We start from the raw sequence: 13,616 nt of genomic DNA on the forward strand, positions 1-13,616 counted from the left end.
TACGATACTCTGGGGGGAGGATAGGGTGTTTAGCAAAGTTAAGACAGAAACAAGATCTTAATTTTGTTAAACTTGCCCTTAGAAGACATCTAATTTTCACTGCTTAAATAGATACAACGTTTGCAAGATATCGTCTTGTAACTGTAGTGCTTGTTTTTTCTGTGATGCAAGTAGATTTCCAATCAAGATCGAGAATACATATTGCTGACCATCCTGCGCTTTGATATAACCAGATAACGCTATAGATGTTGTTCCTGAGCCTGTTTTGGCAAAGACTTTACCCACCAATTCTTGATTATTACGCCATTTTAAAGTGCCTGATTGTCCATAGACTGGAAGTGACATTTTAAAAATACTGAAGCTTTTCTGTGATTGCATTTTATAAAGCAAATCAACAATAAAATCAGCATTTAATAGATCACTTTCGGACATACCCGCACCATCTTCCAACTGAATATTATTAGTATCAAGTGCAAGCTTTTTATGCAAAATCTCAAACATGGCATTTTTACCACTGACAAGACTGCCCACTTGATATGTTTTATAACCTAAAGTTCTTAACAAGCTTTGCGCATAAAGATTATCAGAAAGCACAAGCATATGCTTAAGCAAAGCAGATAAATCAGGCGAATTATGCAGATTGATAAGTTTAAGGTTAGCGGGTTTACCATTGATTTCTTTGATACTACCTTTGAAACCCACATCCTGCTTTTTAAGTTGCTGTTTCAACACTTTCTCAAACATTTTGTGAGGGTTGGTAATCGCAAATTTAAAGGTGAAATCTCCTTTTGGCAAACAACCTGCTAAAATAAGCTTATTTTGCGCAGTCATACTTGCATTAAACTGGCACGTTTTAAGCATATTATCGTCAGCGGCTAACAGCTTATTGTCATAATCTATTGTCTCGCCACCAAGCTTATCCACCTTGAAATAATTTTCGTGAGATTGAAGCTTTAAAACCACTTGGTTTTCATTCAAAGTATATGCTGAGCTTTGCGCGCCAAAGCCAAACACACTATCACTTTGACTTTGATTAATCGGATAATTGCGTCCTTGAAATTGTTGATTAATGAGATAAATATTTCCCGCGATTGATTTAATATGATGCTGCGAAAGACCCTGAAGCAACGCTGCCAATGCTTCAGATGTCAAACTTGGATCACCGGATAAATCAATATATAAATTATCAACGCCTTTTTGATCTTTGCGATCATAATAAAGTTTCGTTTTATATTGATAATTTTGCCCCAAGCTTAGCAATGCCGCTGCCGCTGTCAAAAGCTTGGCATTACTTGCTGGCATTATGTTCTTTTGACTATTGAATGCTAATACCGTTTTACCATCTTTTGCATTAATCACTTTTACCGCAACCAGTGCACTCTCTAAATGATAAGTACTAATGGCTGAGGTTAGTGTTCTCTCAAGCTGAGTATTAGCAGGACTTAACTGTATTGCAGCAACAGCTAAAATTATTGTGAATATCACACGCATACACGTGCTCCTTATGTTTTTTCCAGGTAACTCCAGTTACTAAAATGATTTACGAGCGGTATAAAACTATCAGGCAGATCATACGGCACAGATATTTATAACCGACTCAACCCACTTGCTAAAATCATCCTTAATACGCGCTAGCGCTTCTTCGCTATCAGCTTCAAATCGCAAGACTAAGCATGGTGTGGTGTTTGATGCGCGAACCAAGCCCCAGCCATCTTCAAACTCAACACGCACACCATCAATGGTAATGACTTTTGCATTATTGAACTTTGTATCTGCCTGCTTCACTAAGCTATCGACCACCACAAATTTTTGTTCTTCAGTGACTTCAATGTTGATTTCAGGGGTATTGATACTTTGTGGAATACGTGCAAATATTTGATCTAGAGACGCATCACTACTTGCCAGAATGTCTAATAATCTGACACCCGTGTATAATCCATCATCAAAGCCAAGCCAGCGATCATTAAAGAACGTATGCCCACTCATTTCACCGGCAAGCTCGGCACCCGTTTCTTTGATTTTCTTTTTAATCAGCGCATGTCCTGTTTGTGACATCACCGGCTTGCCACCTAGATTCTCAACAAACTCAGCAAGATTCTTAGTACATTTAACATCAAACAAGATGGTTGCTTGTGGATGCGTTTTTAATACATCTTCGGCATAAAGCATCAATTGACGATCTGGGAAGATATTCTCACCCTTAGGTGTGATCACACCTAAGCGATCACCATCACCATCAAAGGCTAGACCAACATCAGCATTGTGTGTTTTAACCGCAGCGATAAGGTCTTTTAAATTAGCCGGTTTACTTGGATCAGGATGATGATTTGGGAATGTGCCATCAATTTCACAAAATAGCTCAATGACTTCGCATCCTAGCTTTCTAAACAATTTAGGAGCAATTTCACCTGTGATACCATTACCTGCATCAATCACAATTTTTAACGGTTTAGCGAGCTTTTCTTGTTTGGCAATATAGTCAATATACTTATCATCAATCGCAAGTGATTGATAAGTACCCACTGTATCGTCTTTTGCTTCACCCTTTATAATGATTTGTTTTAATACTTGAATATCATCTTGTGCTAAGGTGTACCCACCAATCATCATTTTAAGACCATTGTAATTCGCGGGATTATGACTCCCTGTCAACATAATCCCGGTACCATTGCCTTGTGTTTTTGCAGCAAAATAAAGTACAGGTGTTGGCACCGCGCCGACATCAATCACATCACAGCCTCCAGCTTGCAAACCTTCCGCTAATGACTTTAACAAGGTTGGGCCTGATAAACGACCATCACGCGCGATAAAGACCTTTTGTTCACTGTGTAGACGTGCCTGCCTCGCAAATGCCACACCGATATTAAACACAACGTTCTCATTTAGATCTTCAGGATAAGTCCCACGAATATCATACGCTCTAAAAATATGCTCAGGTGTTAATGCATTTTCTTTAAACAATTTACAACTCCTTTAACTTTTATATCTTTTACATATTTCACAATAAATAACTTACATCAATATCATCAAATGCTTCAATCACATCATCATAGTCAACAGATAACGCCATGACTTTAAAATTCTCAGCTAACTCAGTACTCAGTGTCAGTAATTTCAATTCTTGATTTAATCGTAATTTCTCTTTTTCATTTAAATCTGTTTGCTGCTTTTCATAAGCACACATAATCCCAGCTTGGCTTAAAAAACTGCCTTGTGTGGCAAAACCATCAAGCACAAAGCCAAGGCTTTCAGCGCATTCGGCAACAGTCGTAAAATCAACATGTGCCGTGATATCTTGCACACCAGTGTAAATCAACGGATTATCATGCACATGATGCTTGAAGTAGCATTGCAATGTGCCTTTAATACGCGCACTGCTGTAATACAAATCACGCTGATAACCATAATCACAGATAAAAACCACACCGCGATTTAAAACACTGTGAATTGATGTTAACCACGGCTCGATCCATAGATTAATTTCTGTTTGATAACCATTAATAAATAGCAAATTTTCTAATGGTAAACGCTTAATCGCTGCTGCTAATAACGGATCAGTAATCTCTTGATCACACCAGATAAATTGATCTTGTTGCTGATCGACCATCATGCGTTTTGCTGCTTTACCCTTAATAGAGATCAATTCAACCGGCATGGCATCAATCACCTCATTAGCAAAGACAATCGCATTAAATTTTTCTGTTGGCAACTTATCCAACCAATGAATATGTTGATAATAATCCCCTATTGACTTTAATAAACGCTGTTGCTCAAGCTTCAAATCAGGACTGACTTCAATAATATAATAGGCATAAGGCAAAGCATTAAGAGACGTAAGCTTTTGCAAACAATCCAAAGCAAACTTTCCCGTACCTGCACCAAACTCAATAATGACAGGATTATCACCGAGTTTTGGCAAAATATCCGCAAACTGTAAAGCAAAGGTTTGCCCAAAAAGGCTTGAGCTCATCGGTGCTGTCATAAAGTCACCTGATTCACCAAGCTTTGGTTTATTTGCTGTGTAATACCCTAAATTTGGCGCATATAGCGCCTCTTGCATAAAGCGCTGAAAGCTAATCGGCGACTTATTGTTAGCAATGACCTTGGCAATATGAGCACACATTTCTGCCACACGCAAACGCTCATCTGAATTTAATTCTGGCAGAGTTGTTTGATTCATGATTAACGCTTACGGTCTAATTTATCCAATAGACTCTTAGGGAAATAAAAACGTCTCATTTGAACACTTTGGCGCAAAGCATTAACATCCTGCGGACTGAGCTCTTCTGATTTACCGGCACTTAAATACCTAGGTAAAGTAAGATTGCCATAACGCACACGCGTTAAACGGCTTATTTGCACGCCAACAGCTTCAAACATTCGTCTTACTTCACGATTTCGACCCTCTGATAAAGTGACGTGATACCATTTGTTTATACCCTCGCCACCTACAAAGCGCACACTACTAAACTTAGCCTCGCCATCGTCAAGCATAATACCCATTTTAAGCTGCTCGATTACGCTATCTTCAATATCACCAAATAAGCGCACGGCATATTCACGCTCGACTTCATACGATGGATGCATTAAGCGATTAGCAAGCTCACCATCAGTAGTAAATAACAATAATCCTGTGGTGTTAATATCTAAGCGCCCAACCATAATCCAACGCCCAATTTTTAATCTTGGCAAAGCATCAAATACTGTTTTGCGTCCTTCAGGATCACTCTTTGTGCAAATCTCACCATCAGGCTTATTGTAGATAATCACACGAGGACGCGATAATACAACTGCTTGGTTCCGTAATGGCTTGCCATCGACAATGATCTTATCATCAAATGACGCACGATCACCAATTTGTGCAACTTTACCATTCACACTCACGCGTCCGGCGAGAATTTTCTCCTCCATCTTGCGCCGTGAACCAAGACCTGCTAACGCTAAGAGTTTTTGCAACTTGTCTTTATGATCACTATTTGATTTAGGAGTTCGATTATTTTGGTTGTTTCGCTTATTTTGCTTATTTTGATTACGCATTTTTATATACTTCGTAGAATAAATTCAATTACTGCGGGAACTTTACCCCATTTTCACTCATTCGCCAAGAAAAGTGTTCATATACGCCTGTTTTTCCTTGTTCAATTAATTGGTAGATTTCCTCTTGGCTGATCTCAAAATCCGTGCCCATAATATCCAAGGTATCAACAAAAACAACACGATTCCAATTACTGGGCTCTAAGTGTCGCTTAAGTGAAGCTAATGAATAGAATTTCATAAACTCTCGGGTGAACTCAAAAATATGCCCTATCTTATGAAACCCTTGTGAGCCTTTGCGCATTTGCTTTAAGGGGTCTTCCTTTGGATCTAGACGAAAGCCCAAGGTTTCGGTATTAAACACTTCATCATTTGACGCACCATCATACAAGGCATTAAGCGTATTGTGCATATACTTTTTATCATCAAATAACTCTAGCGGGCAGTTCCAAATCAACCCGCCATCAACCAAAATATTTTCTTCTTTGCCATCTTTACGTTTAACCGCACGAAATAGCATCGGAATACACGTTGAGATTCTAAGTGCTTCGACCACTTGCATCGTTGGCGTTGTCTCAGCACTATAAACTTCCGCACACTCTTTGGTAAGGTTAGTGCCAATAATATATAAATCATTACCGGTTAGTTTTTTCATTGTCGCAAAATCGATATAACCATCGCCAAGTTTTCGCGCAATAAGCTCAGCCATATGACTGATAAAGAAGTCTCCTTTATACCAGCCAAAATCAGTAATTAAACGTGTTGAGTTACTGATAAAATTGCGACTAGCATCCATAAATAGCCGATAATCAAGCTTACTTACAATTTCTTCAACATCTTTGGCATTAAAGCCAACTGCCAACAAAATTGCATAAATCGCACCAGCTGAAGTACCTGCAAAACGATGAATATTTTTCAAAACACCCAATGATTCAAGTGCAGTAATCGCGCCACTATAGGCAATACCTCTGACACCTGCACCCTCAAATACCAGATTGCGAAAGGCATGAATATTTAACTCATCAATCGTCTGACTTAAAAAGTGATTAACCCGTGTTTTTGATTGTCGCATTGGAAAAGGTGAAATGCTTTCAAGCGGTTTAACACGTGCGCGATAAAAAACCTTGTAGAAGTTATCAACCCGTTCACGCTTAGCTGGCAGATATTTTACTGAACGCAACACCATAGTTTTTATACGTAACTTACTTGGGTGTATATCCAAAGCAGGCAAGCTTAATAATGCTTGGCAATATGCTCTAATTACCCATAACCGTGGCAAGCTAGCACTATTATTGCCCTGCGACTCAACTTGTGCTTCATTTAAACGGAAAAAACGATAGCCCCATGAAAATGGCCATTGTAAATACCATGGCACATCGGTTAATTGTTCATAAGGGATCGGATTAATTAACAATTGTTTTTGAATCAATTTCGGATATTTTTCACATAACAGCAAGCTAATCAATGCGCTATAGCCATAAGCAATAATCGTGATATTTTCAAGTTTGAAATATTCAATCACGCTTTGTGCATCAAGCACACTTTGCACCATTGAGCATTCAATGACTTTTTTAGGGCGACCACTTTGCCCATGACCATATAAGTCATAAGCCACGATATTATACTCAGGTGAGAACTTCCTAAATTGCGCCTGCCAGTTAATTGCACTGCCGGTAATACCATGCAAAAAAAGTAACGTCTTGCGTTTATGATCAATCTCATTGTGATAAACACACAGTCTGCGATTGGTTCTAAACAAGCGCTTGGTCATCGATAGAATCATCTAGGTACCTTACTCGTACAATTTCGAGCTCAGCTGCAAGCGCAAGGTTGCCGCTTCATTGTAATTACCTAAGGCTTGTAATATATCCATCTTAAGCTTGATATTCTCTTGTGTTTTACCCGCTAGCTCAATATAACGATTGACCATACTAAGCGCATCTTTATAGTCTCTTTCATGATACTCAAGTTGCGCAAGCTCCCAGTAAGACAAAGTGCTTCCAGCCCCCTGATCTATTGCTTTCTCAAAATAACGCTTAGCTTGTTTACTATTACCCTGCGCCAATAGGCAACGCCCATAAAGGGTAAAAGTCTCAGCTAAATTAATATTTTTGGGCAGCACAATCGAGCGCTGAAATAAATTATTGGCTTGTTGATATTGATGCTTATCCATACATAAAAATTGCGCATAAAAATTATAGGCTTGGAAATCACCTGGTGCCATGCGTAAGGCTTTTTCATAAGAACGCTCAGCAAGATCTGGCATCCCTAGATTTTGATAATACAAGCCTTCGGCATAGTAGATTGTCGGCACATTCGCATCTTGTGACTTGGCTTTTAAGAGCTTCTCTTTGGCACGATCAAGCATCTCACGCTGCGCGTAAACAACGGCTAATTCAGCATTAATCTTTGCTGCTTTAGCGTAATCAACAGTGGGTGCCTCGGGGATATCTGGTAATTGCTTGGAATTGCTAGCACAGCCTGCAACCATTACAATCGATATAAAAAGTCCCGCCTTGACCAATGGATTCCTTATTTTTAGCATTATGCCTCACTTAAGCTACGTTGATATCGCGCCTGACGCTTGGTTTTATCCTGCACTTTACCTGCAAGTTGACCGCATGCTGCGTCAATATCATCACCTCTGGTTTTTCTAATCGTTGCCACGAAACCTGCTTCCATCAAATACTGCTGAAAGCGATGTGTTCGGTTATTGCTAGGCTTCTTATATGACGTACCAGGGTATGGGTTAAATGGTATAAGGTTGATCTTAGCCGGAACCTGTTTTGACTTCAATAGTGTTACTAGCTCTTTTGCATGCTCAAGCTCGTCGTTAACATGTTCCATTAGCGTGTACTCAAAGGTGATTTCTTTATGCGGTCCACGTTGCGCGTAAAGCTTACATGCTGCCATTAGCTCATCAATATTATATTTCTTATTAATCGGCACCAGCTCATCGCGAAGCGCATCATTAGGTGCATGCAATGACACGGCTAATGAAACATCTGATTGTTCAAGTAGATCATAAATACGCGGCACAACACCCGATGTACTTAGTGTCACACGACGCTTTGACAAGCCATATGCCAGATCATCCATCATAATATCCATTGCACTGACGACGGCATCAAAGTTCATCAATGGCTCGCCCATGCCCATCATCACCACATTGGTCACGTGTCGATCGTGCTCGCCTTGTTGCTTTGATAATGCGCGCACTGCTGTCCACACTTGACCAATGATTTCAGCAACGGTTAAATTGCGATTGAAACCTTGCTTGCCCGTTGAGCAGAAACTACAGTTCAACGTGCAGCCCACTTGTGAAGACACACATAACGTACCACGCGCACCTTCTGGAATATAAACGGTTTCAACCAGATTACCGCCCACATCGATAAGCCACTTATGCGTGCCATCATTTGATGGCTTATCTAATACCACTTTAGGCGCGACCACTTCAGCCACATCCATCAGCTTCTGACGCAAGGCTTTACTTAAATCACTCATGTCATCAAAAGATGTGATACCTTTTTGATGAATCCACTTAAACACTTGTTTGGCTCGAAATGGTTTCTCGTCAATACTTGCAAAATACGCTTGCAAGTCTTTTTGACAGAAATTCATTAGGTTTGTTTTTGTTACTACTTTCTCAATTGCCGTGTCTTGCATCTATATACTCTATATCGTTTTATTCTATTGATTGAATCACCAAAGTTACACACTTTTTCTAAAATACGTAACGTCAATTAATCAATGATATGATTGCATAGGGCATTATACAGATGATTATTTTGCGTTCAATAAGTTTGTGAGATCTACTGACCTTTTCTTTGTAGGTTAATCCACTCCGAAATCGCATAAATTGGTGTGCCCAGAAAGAACAGAATCATGCCATAGTAGACAACTTCCTGCCCTGAACCTAATATTGTCCAGAATGAATAAGCGCACGCGAGTACCGCAACAATAATCGACATTTGCCAGAATGGACTATTTTTATCTTGCTGTTTAATCACTAAAATATTCGATATCGTCGTGTAAAAGTAAGGTACTAATGCGGTTAAAACTGCCATAAGAATGATCAACTCAAACTGCTCAACCAAAGCTTTTGACATGGTTAATAACAATAATATCGTCATTAGCACGCCTGATAAGATTAAACTAAAACTTGGTGCACCATAGCGATTTTCTTTGGCAAATATTTTAGGAAAGAGATTAGTTTGAGCAATTGATTTAGAGACCACTGCAGTTACCATAATCCAACCATTAAGTGTTCCTAAGCACGCAATCACTGCAGCGATAGCAATAAAGACACCACCGGCTTGACCAATAATCTCTGTTGCAGCTAAAGCAAATGGCGCATTCGAGTTTGCAAGCTCTGCTGCGGGCACCATGCCCATAATCACTGTTGAACTCGCGATATAAATAAAAGCTGCAATCAATGTACCGGTTAATGTCGCCAGCGGAATGGTTTTTTGTGGGTTTTTGACTTTACTTGCCGTCACTGCCGCAGACTCTAAACCAATAAATGCCCAAAGGGTTAATGAAGCAGCAGCGCTTAATGCACTTAAACTTGAGCTATCGGTTCGATTAAACTCTAAATAATACTCCGGATGGATATACCAGATCCCTGCAAAGATGATAAAAAGCAACGGAATCGTTTTACCAATCATTGATAGTAGTTGCAGCCATCCAACCGTGCGCGCACCAAACATGTTAAATGCTGTTAACACCCAAATGATACCAATCGCAGTGATCGCGCTCATCAACTTATCTGATAAAATCGGGAAAAAGAAACTCAAATAGCCGACCATTGCCAGAGCAATAGCACAATTACCTACCCATAATGATACCCAATAGCCAAAACCACTTTGGAAACCTAAAAAGTTACCCATTCCCACGCGCACATAAGCATAAGGTCCACCATCAACCTTGGGCACCAAGCGACTGAAGCTGCAAAAAACAAGTGCTAATAACACCGAACCAATGGCCGTGAAAATCCACGCCAAAATACTAATTGAACCAAACTTTGCCAAACCTGATGGCAATAAAAATATCCCCGAGCCAACCATATTGCCAGAAACTAGCGCCACCAACATCCAAAAGCTCATATGTTGATTTTTTATAACTTTCACATTGTCCTGCATTTTAAGCATTACTCCCAAATTTCTATATTCTTCATTCATTAGCAGTTAAAATAAATACCACATCAATGATTAACTATCAAAGTAAGTTTATGTTAACAGCAGTTACCATGACAAGATTAACGCCAAATGAACAAACACAAAATCATACGATTTTAGATTTTTAAATATTAAGCATAAAAAAAGGGTGCACTGCTTCCAGTACACCCTTTAATTCAACTCGCGCTTACTATTAAGCTGCTAATGCTGATTTTGCTTTTTCAACTAATTGCGCAAATGCATCTTTGTTGAATACTGCTAATTCAGCCAATACTTTACGATCAAGCTCAATGTTCGCTTTTTTCAAGCCATTGATAAATAGGCTATAGCTTAAATCGTGCTGACGAGCTGCGGCATTGATACGCACAATCCAAAGCGCTCTGAATTGTCTTTTTCTCTGCTTACGGTCACGATACGCATACTGACCCGCTTTGATAACTGCTTGTTTGGCAACGCGGTATACACGCGAGCGCGCACCATAATAGCCTTTGGCTTGTTTTAAAATCTTCTTATGACGACGACGTGCTTCCACGCCTCTTTTTACTCTAGGCATAATCTACTCCACTTTAAAAAATTGTTACTAACACTTATGCATACGGCATTTGTTGATTCAAACTTGGTACGTCTGCTTTAGCAACTTGAGACATACCACGTAAATGACGCTTACGCTTAGTTGTCATCTTCGTGTTAATGTGAGCGCGGTTCGCTGAACGATGCTTAAAACCACCCTTACCAGTTCTTTTAAAGCGCTTAGCAGCACCTCGGTTTGTTTTTATTTTTGGCATAATATACTCCGCATTTTACCATTTTTATGACATGTTCAAGCTCACACCTGACATGCGATTATTTTTTCTTAGGTCCTAAGACCATAACCATTTGGCGACCTTCCATTTTCGGTCGGTGCTCAACCACGCCGTATTCGTCTAAGTCAGCTTCCAAGCGTTTAAGCATATCAACACCCAACTCTTGATGCGCCATCTCACGACCTCTAAAACGAACTGTGATCTTGACTTTATCGCCACTTTCTAGAAACTTTATCAGGTTGCGTAGTTTTACCTGATAGTCCCCAACATCAGTTCCAGGACGGATTTTAATTTCCTTGACCTGCATCTGCTTTTGCTTCTTTTTTGCAGCGGCTTTTTTCTTGCCTTGTTCAAACAAGAATTTGCCATAATCCATGATACGGCACACTGGCGGCTCTGCCTGTGAGGAGATTTCCACCAAATCCATACCATGTTCTTCTGCCTGTGTTAACGCTTGTCTTAACGACACAACGCCAATTTGCTCTCCTTCCGGTCCGATTAAACGAACTTCTTTCGCCTTAATATTTTCATTAATCGGCGCTTTCTGGTCTGCTTTGTTAATAACTCAAACTCCTAATTTAGGTTTTCTAGGCTTACTCGACCTTTTTTCTCAATTTCTGACAACAAAAGCTCAGCAAGTGCATCAATCGTTAATGCACCCAGATCGCTACCATCTTGTTTTCTGACGGTGACCTGACCCAAAGACTGCTCTTTTTCTCCAGCAATCGCCATAAACGGCACTCGTGCTAAAGTGTGCTCGCGGATTTTAAACCCTATTTTTTCATTTCTCAAGTCAATTTGTGTACGAATACCAAGTTTTCTTAATTTTTGCTCAACTTCTTTGAGATATTGGTCTTGTTTGTTGCTAATTCCAGTGAGCACGATCTGCACTGGTGACAACCACACTGGCAACTTACCTGCATAATGCTCGATCAAGACACCAATAAAACGCTCCAATGAGCCAACAATCGCGCGATGCAACATCACTGGCACTTGCTTATCACTATTTTCATCAATAAATGTCGCACCCAAGCGCATCGGCATCGATAAATCCAGCTGAACCGTACCACACTGCCAACTGCGACCTATCGCATCTTTTAAATGAAATTCAATTTTAGGACCATAAAATGCACCCTCTCCAGGCAAATAATCAAAAGCCACTTTTTGATTACTAAGTGCATCGGCTAAGGCTTTTTCTGATTTATCCCAGATCTCATCGGAACCGACACGATTCTCAGGGCGAAGTGCGAGTTTGACATCAAAATCAGTAAAGCCAAAATCGCGATAAACCTCAAAACATTGCTCAACCATTTGTGCCACTTCAGCTTCAATTTGCGCCTCTGTGCAGAAAATATGCCCATCATCTTGTGTGAAACTTCTGACACGCAACAACCCGTGCAAAGCACCCGATGCCTCATTTCTGTGGACAACACCAAACTCTGCCATGCGAATCGGTAAGTCACGATAGCTATGCAAATGATGATTATAAACCTGAACGCAAGTTGGGCAATTCATTGGGCGAATCGCATATTCACGATTTTCCGAATGCGTCATAAACATATTCTCAGCATATTTTGCGGCATGTCCTGACTTCTGCCACATCGAGATATCAGCAATCAATGGCGTTCTGATCTCAGTACAGCCATATTTTTCGTTCGATGAACGCATATAATCTTCAACAACACGCCAAATAGCTGTGCCCTTTGGATGCCAAAAAGCAATACCAGGGGATTCTTCTTGAAAATGATATAAATCAAGCGCCTTGCCAATCTTACGGTGATCGCGTTTCTCAGCTTCTTCAAGGCGTGTTAAATACGCTTTTAATTGTTTCTTATCTGCCCAGCAAGTGCCATAAATGCGCGTTAACATCTCATTCTTTGAATCGCCACGCCAATAAGCGCCAGCCACACGCATTAGTTTAAAAGCCTTTAGGTGCGATGTATTTGGCACATGTGGTCCACGGCACAAATCGGTAAAGTCACCCTGTGAATATAAACTCAATACTTCTCCTTGCGGCAAATCAGCAATAATTTCAGCTTTGTATTTCTCGCCAATAGCTTCAAAGTAAGTGATCGCATCCTCACGTGATTTAACAACACGTGTCACATCTTCCGCCTGTCCCGCTAATTCGTACATCCGCTTTTCAATCTTTTCTAAATCTTCAGGTGTAAATGCACGCTCATAAGCAAAGTCATAATAAAAGCCATCTTCAATCACAGGACCGATTGTTACCTGCGCATTAGGATAAAGCTGTTTGACCGCTTGCGCTAATAAGTGTGCACAAGAGTGGCGTAAAATCTCTAAACCCTTATCGTCTTTTGCCGTAATTAAGGTCAAGGCTGCATCATGCTCCACGATAAAACTCGTATCTACTTCTTTGCCATTAACAATACCAGCCAAGGTAGCTTTTGCTAAGCCCTGCCCAATATCCAAGGCAATGTTATACACAGAAATAGGTTTCTCAAACGCACGCTGCGACCCGTCCGGCAAAGTAATTACAGGCATTATTCACTCCAGATTTATTGTTTTCATTCGGCTTGCTTTAACTTTAAGCAAAGCAACAAGTCTATAGGTAGAGTATTTTCGAGGATTACAATAG

The 13,616-nt window shown here is 40.1% G+C and carries 12 protein-coding genes; all 12 read right to left on the minus strand.

Annotated features, from left to right (window positions below; translation table 11 throughout):
* Nucleotides 1-96: 96 nt before the first annotated feature.
* Nucleotides 97-1,491: a D-alanyl-D-alanine carboxypeptidase/D-alanyl-D-alanine-endopeptidase gene (gene dacB / locus NYP54_RS03685; protein WP_283157211.1), complete on the minus strand. Its 1,395-nt coding sequence runs from the start codon at nt 1,489-1,491 to the stop codon at nt 97-99.
* A gap of 78 nt (nt 1,492-1,569) precedes the next feature.
* Nucleotides 1,570-2,961, minus strand: a complete 1,392-nt coding sequence (locus NYP54_RS03690) for a phosphomannomutase/phosphoglucomutase (protein ID WP_283157212.1) — start codon at nt 2,959-2,961, stop codon at nt 1,570-1,572.
* Nucleotides 2,962-2,998: 37 nt separating this feature from the next.
* A complete protein-coding gene (locus NYP54_RS03695; RefSeq protein WP_283157213.1) occupies nt 2,999-4,180 on the minus strand; it encodes an SAM-dependent methyltransferase in 1,182 nt (393 codons plus the stop codon).
* Between the two features lie 2 nt (nt 4,181-4,182).
* Entirely contained in the window at nt 4,183-5,037 is an 855-nt protein-coding gene (rluB, locus tag NYP54_RS03700) for a 23S rRNA pseudouridine(2605) synthase RluB (RefSeq protein WP_283157214.1), read from the minus strand.
* A 28-nt stretch (nt 5,038-5,065) separates the two neighbouring features.
* A complete protein-coding gene (locus NYP54_RS03705; protein WP_283157215.1) occupies nt 5,066-6,817 on the minus strand; it encodes an alpha/beta fold hydrolase in 1,752 nt (583 codons plus the stop codon).
* Between the two features lie 9 nt (nt 6,818-6,826).
* Complete coding sequence (pilW, locus tag NYP54_RS03710) at nt 6,827-7,579, minus strand: type IV pilus biogenesis/stability protein PilW (RefSeq protein ID WP_283157216.1); 753 nt, start codon at nt 7,577-7,579, stop codon at nt 6,827-6,829.
* Nucleotides 7,579-8,703 (minus strand): 23S rRNA (adenine(2503)-C(2))-methyltransferase RlmN, encoded by a 1,125-nt coding sequence (gene rlmN, locus NYP54_RS03715; RefSeq protein WP_283157217.1) that lies wholly within the window; start codon nt 8,701-8,703, stop codon nt 7,579-7,581. Before rlmN ends, pilW begins: the two co-directional genes overlap by 1 nt.
* Before the next feature lie 146 nt (nt 8,704-8,849).
* On the minus strand, nt 8,850-10,166 hold the full coding sequence (locus NYP54_RS03720; protein ID WP_283157218.1) for an amino acid permease: 1,317 nt from the start codon (nt 10,164-10,166) through the stop codon (nt 8,850-8,852).
* A 241-nt stretch (nt 10,167-10,407) separates the two neighbouring features.
* Nucleotides 10,408-10,767: a 50S ribosomal protein L20 gene (gene rplT / locus NYP54_RS03725; protein WP_117003271.1), complete on the minus strand. Its 360-nt coding sequence runs from the start codon at nt 10,765-10,767 to the stop codon at nt 10,408-10,410.
* Nucleotides 10,768-10,801: 34 nt separating this feature from the next.
* Nucleotides 10,802-10,999, minus strand: a complete 198-nt coding sequence (rpmI, locus tag NYP54_RS03730; protein ID WP_117003270.1) for a 50S ribosomal protein L35 — start codon at nt 10,997-10,999, stop codon at nt 10,802-10,804.
* A 58-nt stretch (nt 11,000-11,057) separates the two neighbouring features.
* Complete coding sequence (gene infC / locus NYP54_RS03735) at nt 11,058-11,579, minus strand: translation initiation factor IF-3 (RefSeq protein ID WP_117003269.1); 522 nt, start codon at nt 11,577-11,579, stop codon at nt 11,058-11,060.
* An 11-nt stretch (nt 11,580-11,590) separates the two neighbouring features.
* Nucleotides 11,591-13,522, minus strand: a complete 1,932-nt coding sequence (gene thrS / locus NYP54_RS03740) for a threonine--tRNA ligase (protein WP_283157219.1) — start codon at nt 13,520-13,522, stop codon at nt 11,591-11,593.
* Between the last annotated feature and the right edge of the window lie 94 nt (nt 13,523-13,616).

Source organism: Cysteiniphilum sp. QT6929, assembly GCF_030035755.1.
In the GTDB taxonomy this organism is placed as follows: domain Bacteria; phylum Pseudomonadota; class Gammaproteobacteria; order Francisellales; family Francisellaceae; genus Caedibacter; species Caedibacter litoralis.